The 21,097-nt window shown below is 63.0% G+C and carries 18 protein-coding genes; 11 read left to right on the top strand and 7 right to left on the bottom strand.

Going from position 1 to position 21,097, the window contains the following annotated elements:
• Nucleotides 1-85 precede the first annotated feature (85 nt).
• Complete coding sequence (locus AC1DWQ_RS13035) at nucleotides 86-1,069, bottom strand: LysR substrate-binding domain-containing protein (RefSeq protein WP_477670021.1); 984 nt, start codon at nucleotides 1,067-1,069, stop codon at nucleotides 86-88.
• Between the two features lie 161 nt (nucleotides 1,070-1,230).
• Between AC1DWQ_RS13035 and AC1DWQ_RS13030 the strand changes: the two genes are divergently transcribed.
• Nucleotides 1,231-1,860, top strand: a complete 630-nt coding sequence (locus AC1DWQ_RS13030; RefSeq protein WP_477670020.1) for a DUF2917 domain-containing protein — start codon at nucleotides 1,231-1,233, stop codon at nucleotides 1,858-1,860.
• Nucleotides 1,861-1,928: 68 nt separating this feature from the next.
• Here AC1DWQ_RS13030 and AC1DWQ_RS13025 read toward each other — a convergent pair whose 3' ends face one another.
• Complete coding sequence (locus AC1DWQ_RS13025) at nucleotides 1,929-2,390, bottom strand: TfoX/Sxy family protein (RefSeq protein WP_477670019.1); 462 nt, start codon at nucleotides 2,388-2,390, stop codon at nucleotides 1,929-1,931.
• Nucleotides 2,391-2,532: 142 nt separating this feature from the next.
• Between AC1DWQ_RS13025 and AC1DWQ_RS13020 the strand changes: the two genes are divergently transcribed.
• Together AC1DWQ_RS13020 and AC1DWQ_RS13015 are read left to right on the top strand one after the other, a co-directional pair.
• Nucleotides 2,533-3,087, top strand: coding sequence for a gluconokinase (locus AC1DWQ_RS13020; protein ID WP_477670018.1), 555 nt, complete (start codon nucleotides 2,533-2,535; stop codon nucleotides 3,085-3,087).
• A 233-nt stretch (nucleotides 3,088-3,320) separates the two neighbouring features.
• Complete coding sequence (locus AC1DWQ_RS13015) at nucleotides 3,321-4,310, top strand: MBL fold metallo-hydrolase (protein WP_477670017.1); 990 nt, start codon at nucleotides 3,321-3,323, stop codon at nucleotides 4,308-4,310.
• 3 nt (nucleotides 4,311-4,313) lie between these two features.
• Here the strand turns inward: AC1DWQ_RS13015 and AC1DWQ_RS13010 are convergent, their stop codons facing one another.
• Nucleotides 4,314-4,721: a BLUF domain-containing protein gene (locus AC1DWQ_RS13010; protein WP_477670016.1), complete on the bottom strand. Its 408-nt coding sequence runs from the start codon at nucleotides 4,719-4,721 to the stop codon at nucleotides 4,314-4,316.
• A 77-nt stretch (nucleotides 4,722-4,798) separates the two neighbouring features.
• Between AC1DWQ_RS13010 and AC1DWQ_RS13005 the strand changes: the two genes are divergently transcribed.
• Nucleotides 4,799-5,557: a Crp/Fnr family transcriptional regulator gene (locus tag AC1DWQ_RS13005; protein ID WP_477670015.1), complete on the top strand. Its 759-nt coding sequence runs from the start codon at nucleotides 4,799-4,801 to the stop codon at nucleotides 5,555-5,557.
• 183 nt (nucleotides 5,558-5,740) lie between these two features.
• Nucleotides 5,741-6,058, top strand: a complete 318-nt coding sequence (locus AC1DWQ_RS13000; RefSeq protein ID WP_477670014.1) for a hypothetical protein — start codon at nucleotides 5,741-5,743, stop codon at nucleotides 6,056-6,058.
• A 29-nt stretch (nucleotides 6,059-6,087) separates the two neighbouring features.
• Here AC1DWQ_RS13000 and AC1DWQ_RS12995 read toward each other — a convergent pair whose 3' ends face one another.
• Nucleotides 6,088-7,029, bottom strand: a complete 942-nt coding sequence (locus AC1DWQ_RS12995) for a DUF6279 family lipoprotein (RefSeq protein ID WP_477670013.1) — start codon at nucleotides 7,027-7,029, stop codon at nucleotides 6,088-6,090.
• On the opposite strand from AC1DWQ_RS12995, the gene glmU reads away from it, so the two are divergent.
• Nucleotides 7,028-8,488 carry a bifunctional UDP-N-acetylglucosamine diphosphorylase/glucosamine-1-phosphate N-acetyltransferase GlmU gene (gene glmU / locus AC1DWQ_RS12990; protein ID WP_477670012.1) on the top strand — a complete coding sequence of 487 codons (1,461 nt, stop codon included), beginning with the start codon at nucleotides 7,028-7,030 and terminating at the stop codon, nucleotides 8,486-8,488. The two genes, AC1DWQ_RS12995 and glmU, sit on opposite strands and share 2 nt — an antisense overlap.
• 677 nt (nucleotides 8,489-9,165) lie before the next feature.
• On the opposite strand, the gene AC1DWQ_RS12985 is transcribed toward glmU, so the two are convergent.
• Entirely contained in the window at nucleotides 9,166-10,125 is a 960-nt protein-coding gene (locus AC1DWQ_RS12985) for a DMT family transporter (RefSeq protein WP_477670011.1), read from the bottom strand.
• 131 nt (nucleotides 10,126-10,256) lie between these two features.
• Here AC1DWQ_RS12985 and AC1DWQ_RS12980 point away from each other — a divergent pair, with 131 nt between their 5' ends.
• The 3 genes from AC1DWQ_RS12980 (at nucleotide 10,257) to AC1DWQ_RS12970 (ending at nucleotide 15,792) form a co-directional block, all read left to right on the top strand.
• Nucleotides 10,257-11,129 (top strand): LysR family transcriptional regulator, encoded by an 873-nt coding sequence (locus AC1DWQ_RS12980; RefSeq protein ID WP_477670010.1) that lies wholly within the window; start codon nucleotides 10,257-10,259, stop codon nucleotides 11,127-11,129.
• Nucleotides 11,130-11,347: 218 nt separating this feature from the next.
• Nucleotides 11,348-14,344, top strand: coding sequence for a DUF2339 domain-containing protein (locus AC1DWQ_RS12975; protein ID WP_477670009.1), 2,997 nt, complete (start codon nucleotides 11,348-11,350; stop codon nucleotides 14,342-14,344).
• A complete protein-coding gene (locus AC1DWQ_RS12970) occupies nucleotides 14,341-15,792 on the top strand; it encodes a DUF3999 domain-containing protein (protein WP_477670008.1) in 1,452 nt (483 codons plus the stop codon). Before AC1DWQ_RS12975 ends, AC1DWQ_RS12970 begins: the two co-directional genes overlap by 4 nt.
• A 63-nt stretch (nucleotides 15,793-15,855) precedes the next feature.
• On the opposite strand, the gene AC1DWQ_RS12965 is transcribed toward AC1DWQ_RS12970, so the two are convergent.
• Entirely contained in the window at nucleotides 15,856-16,341 is a 486-nt protein-coding gene (locus tag AC1DWQ_RS12965) for an Lrp/AsnC family transcriptional regulator (protein ID WP_477670007.1), read from the bottom strand.
• Between the two features lie 133 nt (nucleotides 16,342-16,474).
• On the opposite strand from AC1DWQ_RS12965, the gene glmS reads away from it, so the two are divergent.
• On the top strand, nucleotides 16,475-18,325 hold the full coding sequence (gene glmS, locus AC1DWQ_RS12960; RefSeq protein WP_477670006.1) for a glutamine--fructose-6-phosphate transaminase (isomerizing): 1,851 nt from the start codon (nucleotides 16,475-16,477) through the stop codon (nucleotides 18,323-18,325).
• A gap of 164 nt (nucleotides 18,326-18,489) precedes the next feature.
• Nucleotides 18,490-19,200, top strand: a complete 711-nt coding sequence (locus AC1DWQ_RS12955; RefSeq protein WP_477670005.1) for an enoyl-CoA hydratase/isomerase family protein — start codon at nucleotides 18,490-18,492, stop codon at nucleotides 19,198-19,200.
• A 100-nt stretch (nucleotides 19,201-19,300) separates the two neighbouring features.
• On the opposite strand, the gene AC1DWQ_RS12950 is transcribed toward AC1DWQ_RS12955, so the two are convergent.
• The gene (locus AC1DWQ_RS12950; RefSeq protein ID WP_477670004.1) at nucleotides 19,301-21,007 is read right to left on the bottom strand and encodes an acyl-CoA dehydrogenase family protein; all 1,707 of its coding nucleotides are present in this window, start codon (nucleotides 21,005-21,007) and stop codon (nucleotides 19,301-19,303) included.
• Nucleotides 21,008-21,097 lie beyond the last annotated feature (90 nt).

The raw sequence follows: 21,097 nt of genomic DNA, 5'->3' as shown, positions 1-21,097 counted from the left end.
AACCGGCTTTGCCGGGCCACAGGCGGGCGACCCCCTCGGGGGGGCAGCGACCCATACGAAGTGGGGGAGCGTGGGGGCCCTATTTCTAGTCCAGGGAATCCACGGTATCCGGATCAGGCACATCGCCAATCGCCTCGCGCGTCAGCGCGGCCTGGCTTTTGAGCCAGTCGCAAAACGCCAGCACTTCGGGCCGGGCCACATTGCGCGGGCCGATGATCAGCCAATAACTCATCGGAGACTCCATGCGCATTTGCGGCAGGGGCTCCACCAGATCGCCTGAGGCCAGGCTTTCGGCAATCAGTGGCAGCCGCGCCAGCACCACGCCCTGGCCCGTCAGCGTCGCCTGCACCATCTGGTAGGCGTAGTTGAAGTACAGCCAGCGCTTGGCTTCCAGCTTGGGGCTGGCGTGCTCTTCCAGCCAGCGGCGCCAGGTCAGCCATTCCAGATGGGTGTGATGCGCGTCGCCCGCCTCAATCAAGGTGAACTGTGCCAGATCGTCTGGCTTCTTCAGGCGCGGCCCGCTTTTGAGCAGCCAGGGGCTGATGACGGGCGTGATCTGCTCGCCGAAAAGGCGTATGGCGCCTGGCGGCATGTGGCTGGCCGGGGCGTAGCGCAGCGCCAGGTCCAGGTCAGAAATGTCCAGGTCCACCGCCACGTCTGACGCATCAATCCGGATGTCGATGTCGGGGTTGTCGCGCTGAAAGCCCTCCAGCCGCGGAATCAGCCACATCGAGGCAAACGAGGCAAAGGTGGTGAGCGAAACGCTCTTGCGCCCGGCGGTCTGGCGTATCTGCCGCACGGCGTTGTCAATGCGCTCCAGCGAGGGCGTGACGGCCCGCAGCAGGATGCCGCCGGCGGTGGTGAGCTCCACCGCCCGGGTATGGCGGTGAAAAAGGCTCACGCCCACGTCTTCCTCCAGGCCCTGGATCTGGCGGCTCACAGCCGATTGGGTGAGGGCCAGCTCCTCCGAGGCGGCGCGGAAGTTGAGGTGGCGGGCGACGGCCTCAAAAGCCCTTAACTGGCCGGCGGAAATCGGCCGGGAGCGCAGGTGTGTTTGTGAATGGAGCATGACAGTGTGAGGGTGAAAAAGGCCAAATAGGGCAATTCGGGCCTAATTGATTGATGCGATTATGGAATCAATAGCTTACCGCGATTTCATTGGACTGTGCAAGCCCGTGGCGAGATGATTCAACCCTCATCACTCACTTTGTGCCTTTTTAGGAGAACACCATGGACCACGCAGCTCACCTCTCAGGAGATCGTTTCTTGCAACAGGCTTCCGATGCCACCAACGGCCATGTGGCCGGCCTGGCGGGCTTCTGGAAACTGGGTGCGGGCCGAGCGCTGACGCTGCGCGCCTCGCAGGCCGGCGTGTTGCGAATTGCGCATGGCCGGGTCTGGGCCACCTTCGACTCCGCCAGCCAGGACATCCAGGTCCGCGCCGGCGACCATTTCCTCAGCCGGGGCGAAAGCCTTTCGCTGCGGGCGGGTGAGTCGCTGGTGATGGAGTCCTTCAGCGCTGGTCACGCTGCTTCCGCTTATTTCAGCTGGGAGCCGGCAACGGCCTGCGCCGAAGTGCCCGAGATGAAAGAGACTTCCGGCTGGCGCGCCGGCGTGATGCAGCCTTTGGGTGACTTGCGTGCCGCCTTCGGCCTGGCCACCAGCGCCCTGGGCCGCCTGGTCCGCGGGATGGCGATGGGTGCTGTCGCCGCTGTTGAAGCGGTGCTGACCCCCGTTGCCGTGGTGTTCGTCACTGCCCGCGCCCGGCCTCACGTCACCGGCCACGACTTTGACGCCTACAGGGACAATCAGCTCCAGCCGCGCAACTACAACGTGCTGGCCATGTCCAACCTGGTCTAAGCGCAGATAGCCAACAGTTTTACTCCGGGAAAACCGTTTAACCCGCAGTCGCAAGGCTGCGGGTTTTTTTATGGGCGCCTGGTTCGGGGCTTGGCCGTTTTGGCGGTCCTGGTTGCCGGCGCCTTTGGCGTTTTCCTCGCCTTCGCTGTCTTGGGCGCTTTGGTCGCCTTGGCCGCACGCGCCTTCAACGCACACTCCAGCGCTACGCGCGCCCACTCCAGCATCACGGCGGGCGACTCCATCGCCTCTTCGGGTGCCGCGTAGTAGTTGAGACTGTGCGGCGCGCTGACGCCATTGCGTGTCATCTCATAGGTGAACCGCTCACAGCCATGGGCTTCATACAGGCTGCGGGTCTCCGCGTCGGCCTTGAGCCACAGCTTCTCGCCGCCGCCCAGGTCGGCCACCAGGGCCAGCGTCAGTCCCGAGGTGCTGATGCCAAACCCGCCAAACATGCGCCTGGCCGTGCAGCGCCCGACGCCTGACAAAAGCTCGCAGCAGTAGGTCGCAAAATCATTCGTGGAAGAGGCCATCGCGCAACCATACCAAACCCGGTGCAATTGTGTTGCGGCAGGCTCAGCGCGCCATGGCTGTCGCTTTGCTCAAAAAAACCGGTGCCTGGCAGATATCGCGGGCGCGACGCGTAAAGGCACGGCGGGCCGCGATAATTTGGGCATGGCCCCAGCTTCCCAGACCCATTCCTTCTCCGCGCCCGGTGTGCGCCTCGCCACGCCGGCAGTCCATGTGGTGGTTATGGGTGTGGCCGGCTGCGGCAAGTCGGCGGTCGGGCGTTTGATGGCCGACCAGCTGGCGTTGCCGCTGATCGAAGGCGATGATTTTCATCCCTCCGGCAACATCCAGAAGATGCAGCAAGGCATTCCCCTCACGGACGAGGACCGCGCCGACTGGCTGCGCCAGCTGGGTGTGGAGCTGGCGCGTCACCCGGCCGGTGTGGTGCTGACCTGCTCCGCCCTCAAGGCCGCTTACCGCGACAGCCTGCGCGGCGCCGTGCCCGGTCTGCAGTTTGTGCACCTGGCCATCAGCCAGGCCGAATCCCTGCGGCGCGTCTCCGCGCGGCCGGGCCACTTTTACCCGCCCAGCCTGGTCGCCAGCCAGTTCGAGGCGCTGCAGGACCCTTCGGCCGAGCCGGGGGTGTTGACCCTGGCCGGAAATGCTTCCCTGGAAGCCCTGGCCGACAGCGCGGTTGCCTGGCTGGCAATCCGCGGGTAGCGCCCTGCCGCCGGCCTCGCCTGCAGGGCCCTTTTTTTGGCATCAAATTGCCTTGCAGGCCAATCAGGACGAGCGCAAGCAGCTATCAAATCAATAGCGACCTTGAAAATCGTTTTCACCGGGCAGGTGTATTGGTTCAACTATCCGTAACGCATTACGTTTAAGTAAAATGACCCAAAACTGCCGCCGGGTTCATTGAACCGGCGGCACAGCGTCCCAGACACAGGAACCGCATGTCCAAAGCCTTCGCCTCGCAGTCCGATCTCACCGACAAGGTCATCACCTTTGAGCAGCTCAGCGCACATTGCTGGGCTTATACCGCCGAGGGCGACCCCAATTCCGGCGTGATCATTGGCGACAAATTCATCATGGTGAGCGACGCCACCGCCACCCCGGCCATGGCGCAAGACCTGATCGCCCGCATCCGCACCGTGAGCGACAAGCCCATCAAATATGTGCTGCTCACGCATTACCACGCGGTCCGGGTGCTGGGCGCCAGTGCCTACATTGCGGAAGGCGCCACGGAAGTGATCGCCAGCCAGGGCACGTACGAGCTCATCGTCGAGCGCGGCGCGCAGGACATGCAAAGCGAGATGGAACGCTTTCCGCGTCTCTTTCGCAACGCCGAAAGCGTGCCCGGCCTGACCTGGCCGACATTGGTCATCGACGGCGGCAACCCGGTGAAGGGCGAAGTGCCCGGCAAGCTGGTGCTGGACCTGGGCGGTGTCAAGGTGCAGGTCTGGCACCCGGGCCCCGGCCACACACGCGGCGACACGATTGCGTGGGTCGAAGAAGAAAAAGTGCTGTTCTCAGGCGACCTGGTCGAGTACGAGGCCGGCGTCTACACCGGCGACGCCCAGCTGGAGGAATGGCCCGCCACACTGGAAGCCCTGCGCGCGCTCAAAGCCGAAGCCATCGTGCCCGGCCGCGGCGAGGCCATGAAGGGCGCTGCCAATGTCAACAAGGCACTGGACTATACGAAGCGCTGGGTCGAAACGCTGTACCAGGCGGGCAAGGAAGCCGCCGCCGCCGGCATGGACCTCAAAGCCGCCATGGACCACACCCGCAAAAGCATGGACCCGATCTTCGGTCATGTGTTTATTTACGAGCACTGCCTGCCGTTTGACGTGAGCCGCGCATTTGACGAAGCCAGCGGCATCAAGAACCCGCGTATCTGGACAGCCGAACGCGACCAGGAAATGTGGCAAGCGCTGCAGGGCTGAACCTCAGGCGTCGAGATCCAGCCTGGACAGCAGCCCCACAAATGCCTCCAGCGCAACTTGCCCGTCCATCTGCTCCATCCGGTCCAGCACGTCGTCGTCGTCGACCATGCAGTAACCCAGGCTGAAGCGCCGGAATCGCCGGGCAGCCAGTTCGTCGTGGTGCAGAACCTGCATGTTGATGTGGCGGGTGTCCTGGCGGATGCGCTCCAGCAACGCCAGCACCTGCTTCTGGTCGCCCTCCAGTTGCTGGCAAAAGCGCATGCCGTCAAAAATCAGCAGTCCCGTAATGTCGCGCTCCGCATTGACCAGGCGAGCCTTGGCCGCAATATCCCCCACTACGCTCAACGGCGCCTCCGGCGCGAGTGTGCTGACGTAAAGAATTTCATACAAAGTGGTGCTTATTTTTTTCATTGCGCCGAATGTAACGACGGACTGCACACCTCACAATGTCAAAAGACACAGGCATATGCGCCTAAGATGTGCCTTCCATGAGCATTCCGACGCCAACATCAGCCATCTGCCCGCCTCGCTGTAATGCTTGCGGTTTACGCAAGACCGGTGCATTCATGCCCGTGAAAGCGGAAGAGCTCCAGTTCATCGAGGCCTTCCGCACTGGCATCTTGCAGGTAGCCGCCGGCACAACCATCCTGCATGAGCAAAAGCCCAACGGCAAACTCTTCACCCTTTACTCGGGCTGGGCCTTCCGCTACAAAACCCTGAGCGATGGCCGTCGCCAGATACTCAATTTTTTGCTGCCCGGGGACTTCATCGGCCTGCAGCAAAAGTTCGCGGACGGCGCCATGCACGGCATCGAGGCCGTGACGGATGTCAGCCTCTGTGTGTTCCCGCGGGACGGCCTGTGGGAACTGTTTCGCAACCACCCCAGCCTGGGCTACGACATCACGTGGATGGGCGCGCGCGAGGAAGGTATGGTCGATGACCATCTGCTGACGGCAGGCCGGCGCAACGCCACCGAACGCGTGGCGATGCTGTTGATGCACCTGTACCGCAGGCTGGAACGCGTGGGCATGGCCGAAAAAGGCTGGATAGGGTTTCCCATCAACCAGCAACATATTGCCGACGCGCTGGGGCTGTCGCTGGTGCATACCAACAAGACGCTCAGGCGTTTGCGCCAGCTGGGCCTGCATGAGATTGAAAATGGGCAGCTCCGGTTGCTCAATACCCGCGCGCTGGAGCGCATTGCCGACTACTACGACACGCCGCCTGCGCACATTCCTTTACTCTGATTTCATCTGTTTTTGCTTTGGTTCAGGTGTGTAGGCGGTTGCTGACAACAAGGTCATGGGGCGGATGACAAATGCGGCCTGCATCCGGTTTTAAGGTGACTCTCCTTGCCCACGATTTGCCCCCTTTTCCAGCGAAGGGAAGGTCGTGGCGACACGCACCGACAACCCACCCAGGAGACGTTCATGAACCACGCACAAGCACCCGGTGCACGCCTGCAGCAGCAACCGCGCCGTGTTTCGGACCGCCAGCAACAGCAAAGCAGCGGCTCCCGCGAGTTTCAGCCGCGCCAGTCCAGGCCGGGCGATGCCCCGGCCGGGCAGATGGGCGAAGGGAGCTATGAAGCCACCCGCGACTACCAGAAGAACATCAAGTCCTATCTCAAGGATGCAGATGTCGCTGCCGACGCGAAGGCGGCGAAACCCGATTCACCCCAGCAGGCGGCAGAACTGAAGAAAGCTGAAGAGGAAGGCTTGTCCCATTCCAAGGCGCCCGGCAAATAAGGCGGGTTGCGTAGGGCGGGGTTCCATGGTCAGGACTTTTGGCTGTGCAGGGCTTTGAAATCCCGCTCATAGCGGTGAAGGTTTTCCACGGCTTTTAAGCGCTGGGCGGGCGTGGTGCTGTTGTGCAGTTCTGCAAACCCCTGGCAAATGTCCTGGGTCAGGCGTTCGAAATAGTCCCGGTAAGCGACGTCTGGTGAGTTCAGCGTGCGTTCAAACAGTCCGTTCACGGCGGCCTGCGTTTTCTCGGGTGTGCTGTGGCCGTCAGCCAGCGGGCGCAGGGTTTGCAGGGCATCCTGCTGGCGCCGCAGCCTTTCCCGGTAGGACACGGCGGCGTCAAAGTGGGACGTATCGATTCGCCGGCCGATGATGTCCAGTTGTTTTTCCTCCAGCCGCCCGTAAAGCATTTCAGCCCGGTTCACCGCCTCTTTGTAGCGCTTTTTGCGGTTGGTTTTGGATGACTCCAGAAAGTCTTCGCGGTAGTCGGCATTGCCTTTTTCAAAATGCTGCTGCAGTTTTTTCATCTGGCTGGCGTGGAGCGTGCCCGCCAGCTTTGTCATAAGGGGCTCAGCCTCGTTCGACACCACCATCAGCTTTCGCCGCAGGTCGGTATAGACCGCACAAGCCTTTGCCGTGTCCATGTCCTGCGGCATCTGGTGCTGCAGTTTTTGCAGCGTGTCGATATAGCCCGGCAGCTGGGTTTGCCGGTGCCAGGCATGCAGCCTGTCCAGGTCGGCCCTGACCTGCACGTTTTGCGTGTCGGTGAAGTCAAAATGGCCGTCCAGATGCCAATACACCAGCTCAGGCGCCTGGTTGTAGGCCAGTTTCATCATCACGTTGCAACCGGGCAGCGCCGCACCCAGCAGCATGGCGGCAAGCACACCGATAATCCGTAAGCTGCGTACCAGCGCTGCCCCGGCGGGGCTGGCACGCTTTTCAAATCCTGTCCTTCGAAAATCCAGAGGAAACTTCATGGCAACCCCAGTTGATGTCGTCATCATGGCCGCAGGCAAAGGCACGCGGATGAAAAGCAGCTTACCCAAGGTTTTGCACCGATTGGGCGGGAAGGCTTTGCTGCAGCATGTCATCGAATGCGCTGCGTCTTTGTCAGCGCGCAAGGCGGTCGTCATTACCGGCCACGGCGCTGAGGCTGTTGAGGCCGCCTGCCAGGGCTTTACGCAGCGGGAAACGGGCACAGATTCGAAGCTCAGCCTGCAATTTGCGCGGCAGGAACCACAGCTCGGCACCGGTCATGCAGTGCAGCAGGCGATTCCCCTGCTGGCCGACGATGGCGTCACGCTGGTGCTGTCGGGCGATGTGCCGCTGACCCAAGCCGCCACGCTGCAGGCCCTGCTGGCACAGTGCGACGGCCAGCGGCTGGCACTGCTCACGCTCAGCATGGCCGACCCCACGGGTTATGGCCGTATCGTGCGCGCGCAGGCGCACGCCTCCGAGCCCTTGCGGGCCGGCGCCGAAGCCTCGGCCCAGGTACGCGCCATCGTCGAGCATAAAGATGCGACACCTGCCCAGCGCGAGATCCGCGAAATTTACAGCGGCATCATGGCTGTCCCCACGCGCCTGCTGCGTGCCTGGCTTTCCCGGCTGGACAATCAAAACGCCCAAGGCGAGTATTACCTCACCGACATCGTCAAGTTTGCGGTGGCTGATGGCGTGGCCGTCGTGGCGCAGCAGATCACAGACGCAGCCCAGGTGGCCGGCGTGAACAGTCCGGTGCAACTGGCTGAACTGGAACGCGTGTACCAAAGCCGCCTGGCCACGGCGCTGATGGAGCAAGGCGTGCGGCTGGCCGATCCCGCACGACTGGATGTGCGCGGCACGCTTCGCTGCGGCCAGGATGTGGAAGTCGACGTGAACTGCGTGTTCGAAGGCCAGGTCACGCTGGGCGACGGAGTGCGCATTGGCGCCAACTGCGTGATTGCCAACTGCACCATTGCCGCCGGCGCCGTGATCCATCCCTTCACCCATATCGACGGCGAGAAGCTGGGTGTGCAGATCGGCGAAGGCGCGTTGATCGGGCCCTTTGCCCGCCTGCGGCCCGGCGCGCAACTGGGCGCCGAGGTACACATCGGCAATTTTGTGGAAGTCAAAAACGCCACCCTGGCCAAGGGCGCCAAGGCCAACCACCTGGCTTACCTGGGCGACGCGACGGTGGGCGAGCGCGTGAACTACGGTGCCGGCAGCATCACCGCCAACTACGACGGCGCCAACAAGCACCGCACGGTGATTGAGGCCGACGTGCACATCGGCAGCAACTGCGTGCTGGTGGCACCCGTCACCATAGGCGCGGGCGGCACGGTGGGAGGAGGGTCGACCATCACCAAAAGTACGCCACCGGATTCGCTGAGTGTGGCGCGGGGCAAACAGGTCAGTTTGCCTAACTGGAAGAGGCCTGTGAAGGTGGCTAAGGGGTAGGTCTTTGCTTATCCTGGCAGAGCCTTGTCTTGGCCGTTCTTGCTCAGGGTTGGGCGCGCTCTGCTGAGGGCGGCTGGCCGGGGGTTGCCCGGCATGCAACTCACTTTTCTTTGCTTCGCCAAAGAAAAGTAAGCAAAAGAAAGGCGACCCTGGTTCCTGCGTCCCTTCGCTTCGCTGCGGGCAACCTGTGGTGCTCGGTCCAGCCGGGGTCAAAAACAACTCGCTTCGCTCAAACAAGTTTTTGCCCTGATCCGTCTGGCCCTGCGCTCCTCGGCGCATACACAAGGGGGTGGGAGAGGAATACCGAACAGCCAACAACCGAATACCAGAACCCGAACACCTGAAAAAACAAGGACACGCCATGGCGTGTCCTTGTCGGTATTGGAGTTGGTATTTGTCTTCGGTCCCCGCTCCCGATAGCCCCTTCTGTCTGCGCCGAGGAGCGCAGGTTCAGGCGGATCAGGGATCGCGATTGTCTGAGCGAAGCGAGTTCGAGCGAGACCCCGCCTGAACCGAGCACCGCAGGTTGCCCGTAGCGAAGCGGAGGGTCGCAGACAGCAGGGTCGCCTTTTCTTTGGTGACTTTCTTTTGGCGAAGCAAAAGAAAGTTACTTGCCGCCGGGCAACCCCCGGCCAGCAGCACTCAGCAAAGAGCGCGCCCATCAAATAAACAGAAGCTCAACTCTTCACTCGATTCACCAAAAACACCCCAAAAATCGCCAACGCCCCACCCGCCAGCAAACTGATGCTCAAGGGCTCTCCCAAAATCAGCCACCCCAGCAACACGCCAAACACCGGCACCAGGTTGTTGAACACCACGGTGCGTGCCGCGCCCAGCTGGCGTATGCCTTCGTAGTACCAGACAAAAGCCACTGCGGTGCCGAGCACGCCGAGGAAGGCCAGGCCGGCCCACACCTCAGGGGTGAACGATTCGGCATGTACGCCGGAGATATCGCGCAGGGCCAGCAGGCCCAGGAACAGCGTGCCCCAGATGGCCGCCCAGAGCGTGGCCAGCACGGGTGACAAGCCTTGCAGCAGCTTGCGGCCCAGCAGCGTGTACACCGCCCATGCGCACACCGCACCAAACATCGACAGCTCACCCTTGCCGAGCGACTGCGCGATTTGCGAAAGATCTCCGCGCGTGACAACGATCCATACGCCCAGCAAGGCCAGGGCTACGCCCAGCCAGCGCACTGGCGAAAGCCGGTCGCCCAGGAATGCGGCGGCCAGCAGCAGTGTGACCACCGGGTTCAGGGCAATGATGAGTGAGGTGCGGCCTGCCGGCAGCACGGAAAGCGCCGAGAAGAACAACAGGTTGTAAATAAAGATACCGGTGGCGCCCAGCGCCATCGTGCCCAGCAGCTGGCGGCGCGACAGTGTCGTGAGTGCGCGCAGGCCTTCGGTGAAATGCAGCGCCACCAGCAGCGCCAGCGTAGCAAACACAAAGCGTATGAAACCCGCCGTGGCGGGCGGCAGGTGGGCGGAGATGACGCGCCCGGCAATGAAGGTGCCGCCCCAGAGAAAGGGCACGCAGGTCAGGCGCAGGTACAGGCCCAGGAGGCTTTTACCCGCCGGGGGAGCCGTGGCGGCGATGCCGGACAGGGGGGCTGCGGTGGATGATGTGGCTGTAGCGGTCATGCGGTTTTTGTTGGGAAAAAGGCTGGCATCGGTTAGATTGATGCATGAGATTAACTGCTAAATGACTCACTATCAAATGAGTGTTTACTCATTCTTGCCCGCGTACCCCCTTAACGCTTGTTGAACCGACCATGACACTCGCCCAACTTGAAGTCCTGATCACTCTCGATGAATGCCGCAGCTTTTCACGCGCGGCCATGCGCCTGGGCACGACGCAGTCGGCCGTCAGCCATGCGCTGCGTGCGCTTGAAACGCAGTTCGGCGTGAAGCTTGCGCAGCGTGACGCGTCCGGCGTGGCCATGACGGATGCCGGCGAGCGGCTGTTGCTGCGGGCCCGCGAAATGACCGCCCTGGCCGCCACCATGACGCAGGAGCTCGGCGACGCCCGCGAGCTGAAAACCGGCACGTTGCGCATCGGCTCATTTGGGCCCACCTCCACTGTCAACCTTTTGCCACCACTGCTGGCTGCCTTTAAAAAGCGCCACCCAGGCGCGCAGGTGCGCATTGAAGAGGAAAGCGACGAAGTGGTGGACGACTGGCTGCTGCAAAAACGGGTGGAGCTGGGTTTTGTCGTCGTGCCTGACGAGCGCTTTGAAGTGCTGCCGCTGGTGCAGGACGAGTTTGTCGCCATCCTGCCGGTCAAACACCCACTGGCCAAACACAAGGCCGTGCCGGTTACCGCCCTGACGGGGCTGGACTTTGTGCTGACAGAGGCCGGCTGCGGCCCGGTCATTGTGCCCATCCTGCAGAAAAACATCGCGCTGCCCAAGGTGCTGTACCACTTCACGCAGATCATTTCCATCCTGCAATTTGTGCAACAGGGCCTGGCGGTATCGGTAGCTGCCCGCCTGGCGCTGCCCGATGCGCCCAGGGGCGTGGTGTACCGGCCCCTGTCACCGCCGCAGCCGCGCACGGTCGGCCTGGCCTGCCTGGATGTGGCCAAACTCTCGCCGCTGGCACGCGCCTTCTGGAACACCGCCCGTGAAGGAGTCAAAGCGCACTGAATCAGGTTGCTACTTATTTAATAGCTGCTTGCGCTTGTCCTGATTGGATTGCAGCCGGTTTCTTTCTAAATCAATGAGGGCTGCAGACGGGCTTTTCTGCTGGCTTGCCCGGCACCGTGCCGCCGGTGCTCACGAGTGGGCCCATCAAGTACCATCAGCCCATTCCGCAGGCTGGCGTGCAACATCGCAGCACGGAAAACAACAGGGAGGCCGGGGTCATGATTATCTGGAGCATTGTTTGGGGTGCCGTGCTGGGCTGGTTCTGGCCGGGCTATGGCGATTTCGGAGTCTTTCTGGGGGGCTTCCTCGGTTTGTTCGCCGGCCTTTCCTTGCGCTGGGCCGTGCGCGCCGAAGTCGAGGCCGCACACAGAAAGCATGCGCAGCAGGTCAAAGCGGCGACTGCATCGGCACCGCAACCATCTGCCATGCCGCGTGGCAGCATTCAGGTTGTGGAAGACGACGGCGGCTTCAGGGAATTTGAAAACACCGCTCCTTCGCCCGTTGCCCCGCTTCCTGCACGCGCACCTGCTGCGCCGCAAACCATGGCGCCTGTGGCTGCCAGCACGCTCAGCGCGGTTAGCAACGAAGAGGCATCCCTGCAAGAAGACCTGGCCCCGAATGGCTTGCCGCGCGCTCAGGCCGCGCCCGCCGTGCGGCCGGCTTACAAGCCGGCCGAGCCCAATGCCATCGAGCTGGCCCTGATTGCCGGCAAAAACTGGTTCCTGGGCGGCAACACCATCGTCCGGGTCGGGCTGGTTATTTTGTTCATCGGCCTGTCATTCCTGGCACGCTACGCGGCATCGGCCGGGCTCTTTCCGGTGGAATTCCGCCTGGCGGCCATCGCCGCCGCGGCGATCGCGCTGCTGGCCGTGGGCTTTCGCAAGCGCACGGAAAAGCCCGGCTTTGCACTCGCTCTGCAGGGCGCCGGCGTGGCGGTGATGTACCTCACGGTGTTTGCGGCCTTCCGCATGTACGGCCTGCTTGAACCGCTACCGGCCTTTGGTTTGATGATTGTGGTGTGCGCGCTGAGCTGTGCGCTGGCACTGCTGCAAAACTCGCGCGCGCTGGCGGTCGCCGCATTCGCCGGCGGTTTTGCCGTGCCCATCCTGCTGTCGACAGGGCAGGGCAGCCATGTGGGTCTCTTCAGCTATTACTCAGTGCTGAACCTGGCCATTTTGTTCATTGCCTACAAGCGTTCGTGGCGCGTCCTGAACGTGGTGGGCTTTATCGCCACCTTCGGCGTGGCCACTGCCTGGGGTGTTCTCAAGTACACGCCAGAGCACTACGCCAGCACCCAGCCCTTCCTCATCGGCTTTGTACTGATCTATCTTTTTGCCGCCATTCTCTATGCGCGCAACACGCCCACGAAGCTCGGCAACGCCGTCGACACCATGCTGGTGTTCGGCACGCCGCTGGTGGGCTTCGGCCTTCAGGCCGGGCTGGTGCGCGCCATGGAACTGGGCACGGCCTTTTCGGCGCTGGGCTTTGCCGCGCTGTACCTGGTGACGGCGATGGTGCTGGTGCGCCGGGCGCTGTCCAGCTACCGCTTGCTGATCGAATGCTTTATTGCCGTGGGTGTGGGTTTTGCCACGCTGGCGGTGCCGCTGGCGCTTGATGCAAAGTGGACCTCGGCTGTCTGGGCGCTCGAAGGCGCGGGCGCGTTCTGGGTCGGCATGCGGCAGGCGCGCTGGATGCCGCGCGCTTTCGGCCTGCTGCTGCAGGGCGTGGCCGCCATGGCGTTTTTGTGCGGGCTTGACGACGCAGGTGCGCTGGGCAACCCTGTTTCGGCCATTCCGTTCGGCAACCCGGCCTTTATCGGCGCCATGCTGATCGCGCTGCCGGCGCTGCAGCTGGCCTGGTGGCTGCGCCGGCCCCTGCCGCACAGCGAGTCTTCGTGGGCCAAGGCCTATGCCGGTGTGGAGTCGCAGCTCAGTGTTCCTGTTTACCTCTACGGTTTTTTCTTCTGGTGCCTGGCCTGGTTGCTGGAAATCAACCGCCGCGTGCCGGCGCTGGAGGCAGATGCCTTTCCCCGGCAGGCCTTTAGTGACCGCACCACCGGCCTGCTGATGATGCTGGCGGTGGTGGCCAGCGCGGCCTTGTCGATGGTGCTCGGCCTGAAGAAGCAGTGGGCGGTGGCGACCTGGCCGGCGCGCATCACCGTGGGTGTGCTGGCGCTGGGTTATGTGGCGCAGGCAGGTCAAGGCTACCGCGTGCTCGCCACGCCGGCGTGGGCCGTGTGGCCGGCGGTGCTGGTGCTGCATTACTGGATGCTGCGGCAGTCTGACAAGCAGGCGCTGGCCCTGTCTTCGCCAGCGGGAATGGAGGCCCGGTCGCCCTATGGTTTTTTGCATGCGGCAAGCGCGTGGCTGGTGACCTTCCTGCTTGCGGACTGCCTGTGGTCGGGTATCGGCAAGGCCGAGCTCTGGCGCACTTCGTGGGCCGGCGTGGTCCTGCTGGTCAGCGCCATCGCGGTGCTGATGCTGCTGGCGGTGTGGGCAGGGCGTGTCAACAGCGCGGCCCTGCGACAGGGCGCGAAGTGGCCCCTCAATCCGCATGCCCAGGCTTACTACTGGTATGCCGCCTTGCCGCTGGCGGTGCTGGTGTTCTGGGGCGCGCTGGTGGCTGCGGTTCACTCGTCGGGTCACACTGCACCGCTGCCTTACATCCCGTTGCTCAACCCGACCGACCTGACGCTTGCGCTCGCACTGGGCGCCCTGGTGTTCTGGCGCCGCGTGCTGGTGACGGCCGCGCCGCCGCCGGGCAATGCGGGCTGGGTGACCGGCCGTAATGCGCTGGTGGCTTTGGCCTTGCTGATGTTTGTCGCCGTCAATACCGTGTGGCTGCGCATCGCCCACCATTTCTTCGGCGTACGCTGGGACGCCGACGCGCTGTTCGGCAGCTTCGTGGTGCAAACCGGTTACGCCATTTTGTGGACGCTGCTGGCCCTGAGCCTGATGGTGCTGGCGCACCGGCGCGTGCAGCGGCCGCTGTGGCTGGTGGGCGCTGGCCTGCTGGGCCTGGTGGTCGTCAAGCTGCTGTTGATTGACTTGTCGAACGCCGGCGGGGCGGAGCGCATCATCGCGTTCATCGTGGTGGGGGTGCTGATGCTGGTGGTGGGCTACTTTGCGCCGCTGCCGCCCAAGGCCGCCGCCACCGCCACTGCGCAAGATGTTTTGCCCGAAGATGCGGGCGACCAGAAGGTAACCCAGTCATGAAAATCAACCAACGCTTTTTAACCCTGGCGCTCTCCACCGCGCTGGCAGCCCCGTTGCTGGCGCTGGCCGCCGACGCCGCGGATGCCGGCAGCGCCAAATCGTATGCTGTTCGCATACCTGTGACGCTGGCGCCTGATGCGCCGTTGCAGCGGCTGGTGGTGCCGGCCGAAGCCCTGGTGCGGCTGCAAAGCGCCGGTTATGGCGACATACGCCTCTTCAATGCGGCGGGTCAGCCGGTGCCCATGGCGCTGGCCAACGTCGCCGCGGAAACGGCTACGCAGGAGCAGCAGGTCAAGCTCACGGCGTATCCCATCCTGGGTGCCGCAGGCGCTGCCGGTCTGGAGGGTCTGTCGCTGCGCATTGAAGAGCGGCAGGGCCGGCGCGTGGTGCAGCTCAACACGGGCAGCGCGGCAGACACCGCGGGCGCGGCTTCATCGCAAAAGGTGCTGGGCGCGCTGCTCGACACGCGCAGCGTCAATGCGCCGGCAGCCCGCCTGACGCTGGACGCCGACCTGCCGGTCGGCCAGCCCGTGAGCTTTAATGTGCAGGCCAGCAAGGATCTGAAGAACTGGCGGCCCCTGGCCGACACCGTGCTGTACCGCGCCGATGCTTCCGCCCCGGCCGCCAGCCTGGGTGACAGCAGCCTGGCGCTTGCCATGGCGGATTTGAAAGACCACTACCTGCGCATCACCTGGGGGGACGCCGCCGTCACCCTGCGCGGCGCCACGCTGGTCACGTCCCGCAGCACGGCCCTGCGCCAGCGCGTGGGCGCCACCATGGCCACGCCGGTGCTGACCCATCCGCATGAGCTGACTTTTGCGTTGCCTTTTGCCACGCCTGTTGCGGCCTTAAAGATCACGCCGCAAGGCAGCAATGTGCTGGTGCCCATCCGCGTGCTGGGCCGTAATGACCGCAACCAGCCGTGGGCGTTGCTGGCCAGCGCCGTGGTCTACCGGATGACCACCGCGGGCAAAGAACAAGCCAGCGGACCGGTCGAATTGCAGGGCTCATCGGTGCGCGAAATGAAGATCGAAGCCGACCTCAAAACGCCGGGGTTTGCCGCCGCGCCTGAAATCGTCCTGCAGTTCGAACCGGCACAGCTCATCTTTCTGGCCAGCGGGCAGGGCCCTTTCACCCTGGCTGCGGGCCTGGCCAGCGCAACGGGGGCAGCAGGCGCTTTTCTGCCCATGGCCAGCCTGATTCCTGGCTACAAGGCCCAGCAGGAAAACTCGCTGCCTGTCGCCCAGGCCGACGTGTCCAAAGCAGACGTCACCGGTGGCAGTGCCGCTGTGGCCGGCCCGCTGGTGGCGGCGCAGCCCCCCAGCCAGGGCATGCCCACACGCAGCCTGGTGTTGTGGGGCGTCTTGCTGGCGGGAGCCCTGGCGCTGGGGCTGATGGCGTGGGTGCTGCTCAGGCAAACCCGGCAGGCTGTGGAGCCCGGTCAATAAGTTTTATACCGCCACTACCTGAAGTCGTATTGCTATTGTTTTGATAGCCCCTCGCGCAGATTCCTATTGGCCTAGAAGCACTTTTGGTTCAAATTTTGCGCGTTTGGTGCTGAAAAATGCCTTCACGTTGCGCACATTCGCGTCGCTGGTGAAAAGCCGCTGTGCCAGCGCAAGGTAGCGCGGCATGTCGGCCACATGTACCACCAGCATGAAGTCCGGCCCCGGTGAGACGCGGTAGCACTGCTGAACGGCGTCGTCCTGCACCACCCGCGCCTCAAACGCTTCCTGCTGCTCGGTGCCTTGACGATCCAGCGTGATTTCGACCAGGGCCGTCAGCCCGTGGCCGGTGAGGGTGGCCAGTTTGTCGGGGCTGAGCAGTGCGATTTCACGCTCCACCAGCCCGGCATCGCGCAGGCGTTTCACGCGGCGCAAGCAGGTCGGCGGCGAGATATGGACGCGTTCGGCCAGCGCCTGGTTGCTCAGCGATGCATCGGTTTGCAGGCTGGCCAGTAGCTTCACGTCAACGTCATCAATGGTTATTTGTTCCATTAAGTGAATATAAATGAAATTTAATTCTATATACTGAAGTGTATGAAATTAAATTCCATTAAATAGAAAAAATAGATCACATTGGAAAACTGTAAGTACGTAGCATCACCGCATTGATCTTCAGGAGACCTTCATGTGCGGCATTGTTGCTTCCGTTTCGACCCGAAATATCGTTCCCATCCTGGTGCAGGGTTTGCAGCGCCTCGAATACCGCGGTTATGACTCCTGCGGCGTCGCCGTGTACGCCGGCGGCCTGAAGCGCGCTCGCAGCACGTCGCGCGTGGCCGAGTTGCAGGAGCAGGTGAGCGCCGACAAACTCGAAGGCGTCACCGGCATTGCCCACACCCGCTGGGCCACACATGGCGCGCCAGTCGTTCACAACGCACATCCGCATTTCAGCCATGGCAGCGGCGCGGGCGCCACGGCGCGCGCAGGCAAGGTTGCACTGGTGCACAACGGCATCATCGAAAACTACGAAGAGCTGCGCGCCGGCCTCAAGGCCAAGGGCTATGTCTTCGACAGCCAGACCGACACCGAAGTCATCGTGCATTTGATGGACAGCCTGTACGACGGCGATTTGTTTGAAGCCCTCAAGGCCACCGTCGCGCAACTGCACGGCGCCTACGCGATCGCCGCCTTCTGCAAGGACGAACCGCACCGCGTCGTCGGCGCGCGCGCCGGCTCGCCGCTGATCCTGGGCGTCGGCAAGGACAAGACCGAGAACTTCCTGGCCAGCGACGCCATGGCCCTGGCCGGCGTGACGGACCAGATCGTTTACCTCGAAGAAGGCGACATGGTCGACATCCAGCTCGGCAAGTACTGGGTACTCAACAAAGAAGGCAAAGCCGTCCAGCGCGAAGTCAAAACCGTGCACGCCCACAGCGGCGCCGCAGAGCTGGGCCCGTATCGCCACTACATGCAAAAAGAAATCTTCGAGCAGCCGCGCGCCATTGCCGACACGCTCGAAGGCGTCGAGGGCATCGTGCCTGAGCTGTTCGGCGACGAGGCTTACCGCGTCTTCAAGGACATTGATTCGGTGCTTATCCTCGCGTGCGGCACCAGCTACTACAGCGGCTGCGCGGCCAAGTACTGGCTCGAGTCGATTGCCGGCATCCCTACGCAAGTCGAAGTGGCCAGCGAATACCGCTACCGCACATCGGTACCCAACCCGAAATCACTCGTCGTCACCATCACGCAAAGCGGTGAGACCGCCGATACCCTGGCCGCGCTGCGCCACGCGCAAAGCCTGGGCATGACGCAAACCCTCACCATCTGCAATGTGTCAACGTCGGCCATGGTGCGCGAATGCAAGCTCGCCTACATCACGCGCGCCGGCGTTGAAATTGGTGTGGCGTCCACCAAGGCCTTCACCACGCAACTGGCAGGCCTCTTCCTGCTCACGCTGGCCCTGGCCCAAAGCAAAGGCAAGCTCAGCGATGAAGAAGAAGCCGGCCACCTCAAAGCCATGCGCCACCTGCCCGCCGCCCTGCAAGCCGTGCTGGCGCTGGAGCCGCAAGTCATCAGCTGGGCCGAAGACTTCGCCAAGATGGAAAACGCACTGTTCCTCGGCCGCGGCCTGCACTACCCCATCGCACTCGAAGGCGCCCTCAAGCTCAAAGAGATCAGCTACATCCACGCCGAGGCCTACCCGGCCGGCGAACTCAAACACGGCCCCCTGGCGTTGGTCACCAGCGAGATGCCCGTCGTCTGCGTCGCGCCCAACGACGCACTGCTCGAAAAACTCAAAAGCAACATGCAGGAAGTCCGCGCCCGCGGCGGCGTCCTTTATGTACTGGCAGACGCCGACAGTCACATCGAAAGCGGCGAAGGCCTGCACGTCATCCGCATGCCCGAACACTATGGGGCACTGAGCCCGCTGCTGCACGTGGTGCCGCTGCAGTTGTTGGCGTATCACACGGCTGTGGCGCGCGGGACGGATGTGGACAAACCGAGAAACCTGGCTAAATCCGTCACCGTGGAGTGACGGATTCGAGGCGGCATGCAGCGCACTGCGAGGTTTGGCGGGCGCTCAATTCAGGCAGCAAAGCCGCCGCTCCCTCGGGCCGATATGCGGACGGTCCGGCCAAAAAAACATTAGGCCGGAAATTTATGCGTTCGCTGACGGCTTCCCGGTTCAGAATCACACCCATGACAACTCCCAAGCTGCTGATCGAGTCCGTGGACGGCATCATGACCGTGTCCCTGAACCGCCCCGACAAGCTCAATGCCATTGACAACGAGCTTGCGCGCGCACTTCTTGCTGCTATAGAGCTGGCCTCGCGCGACGATGCCGTCCGGGTGCTCCTTCTGCGCGGCAATGGCCGGGCATTCTGTGCGGGGAGGGACGTCAGTGCGCCACCCACTGAAGAGGACCTGGTCTTGGTGCAAGCCGTGTCCAAAGCGCTGGTGTCCCTGCCCAAGCCGGTGCTTGCTTCGGTTCATGGCTGGACTGTCGGCGCCGGCTTGGAGTGGATGCTCAATGCGGACATTGTGATCGCGGGGGAAAGCACCCGCTTCAAGTTGCCGGAGTCCTCCCTCGGGGTTTTTGTGACGGGTGGATTGACCGCCACCTTATCTGCCTATGCAGGCGTTGCGCGCGCCAAGGCGCTGATGCTCCTGGGCGAAGAGTTCTCACCTGCGCAGGCGATGGCTTGGGGACTTGTCTGGAAAGTGGTCTCCGACCAGGAACTCGAATCGGCTTCCCGACAAATCGGCGCCAGGCTGGCGTCGCTTCAGCCGGTGGTGGCAGCCAGCTTCAAACGGGTTCTCAACGACATCGGCCTTCGCCATTTCGATGATGCCATCGCGCTTGAAAACGATGCGCAGCGCACCTTGGGCGGTCGCGGGGTTCAGAACTAGCAGGCTGCCCAAGGCGTGCGGAAGATCTGATCTCTCAACGCCCAGGGCATGCTGGGGTTGACCGTCGATCCGGTGTCGCCCCGTCCACATGAAAGGCCGGTCAATCCCGGCGCCTGATTTCATCTTCGATGATGCCCAGCCGCATATCGAACTCAGGCATCACCCAGCGCCGTAGCGCTTCACTTGGGCCTTGCCAGCGCTCACTGCCTTGCGCGCCAGGCGTGTTGCAGATGCGCACCCAAGCCCAACCAAGCAGTGCCAGCGCCACCGCGCGCAGGTAGTCGCCAGCGACCCAATAGGGCAACTGGGGCGCCGCACCCGCGACCTTGATCAATGCTGCGGTCGTCATCTCCAGGCGGGCGAAACAGCTCAATACAGCCTTCTCGTTCGCGCGCCCGTCGTCCAGGCCCTCCTGCAGGACCTGGAACATCTGCCGCAACGCCTTGCCGCCGTCCGGTATCACCTTGCGGACCAGCAAGTCGATGGCCTGAATCTCGTTGGTGCCCTCATAGATCATGGTCACGCGTGAATCGCGCACGGTCTGCTCGATTCCCCATTCGCGGATGTAGCCATGGCCACCGAAAACTTGCAGGCATTCGCTGGCGCCGTGGAAAGCCTGATCGGTGAAAGCAGCCTTCAACACGGGTGTGAGCAGGCTGCACCACTGCTGTGCCCTTTCACGACGAGTGGGGTCAGGGTGGTACCTGGCGATGTCGAGCTCGAGTCCTGTCTGGTAAGCCAGCACGCGCCCTCCGTCGATCCAGGCTCGTTGCGTATCCAGCAGGCGGCGCATCGCCGGGTGGCCGATGATGAAGTCGGCGGGCTCGGTGCTGGTGCGTGGCCCGGGCACGCGCATCTGCCTGCGCTCGCGCGCATAGGCATCGGCCTTTTGCCATGCGGCGTCGAGCAGGCCGATGCCCTGCAGCGCCACGTGCAAACGCGCCGCATTCATCATCACGAACATTGCGTTCAGGCCCTCGCCCGGCTGGCCTACCAGCCAGGCTGTCGCATCATCGAAGCGCATGGCGCAGGTGGGGCTGCCGTGCAGGCCCATCTTTTCTTCGATGCGATCGCAGTAGACATGGTTGCGGCTGCCGTCCATCAGCAGCTTGGGGGCGAGAAACAGCGACAGGCCTTTGGGGCCGGCAGGTGCATCCGGCAGGCGTGCGAGGACGAGATGCAGGATATTGCCGGTGAGATCGTGATCGCCACCGGAAATGAAGATCTTGCTGCCGTTGACGCGGTAGCTGCCGTCCGGCTTCGGCGTTGCGCGGGTGCGCACCAGTCCGAGATCGCTGCCGGCATGCGCTTCGGTAAGGCACATCGTGGCCAGCCATTCGCCAGAGACAAGTTTTTCCAGGTAAGTCGCCTTCAATTCATCGCTGCCATGATGGGCCAGGCACTCATAGGCTCCGTGCAGCAGGCCCGGTGCCATGGTCCAGCCATGGTTGGCGGCACTCAGCCATTCGTACAGCGCACCTTCCAGCACCCAGGGCAGCCCTTGCCCGCCGTGTTCAGGCGCGCATGAAAGCGCAGGCCAGCCTGCCTGCCAGAACGCCTGGTAGGCCTGTACGAAACCTGGAGGCGTCACGACCGCGCCGGCATCGAAGCGGCACCCCGGGTTGTCGCCCGCCGCATTCAGCGGCGCCACAACCTCGGCGACGAACTTTCCTGCTTCCTCCAGAACCTGCCGCTGCAGGTCGCCGTCGGTATCGGCAAAGCGCTCGATCGGTCGCAATTGGCCGCCCGCGTCCAGTACGTCGAAAAGAATGAATTGCGCATCTTGCACAGCGGGTTGATAGGTCATACGCCTTTTCTACTGGTTGCCACGGAGTCACAATAATAGTTATTTATAATAACCAAATTGGCGCGCGAATGGCAACAGGCGCAGCCGATC

It is taken from the genome of Polaromonas sp. P2_G11, assembly GCF_056403595.1.
Note: the sequence above shows the minus strand (reverse complement) of the source record. Positions and strands in the feature narration are given on the sequence as shown.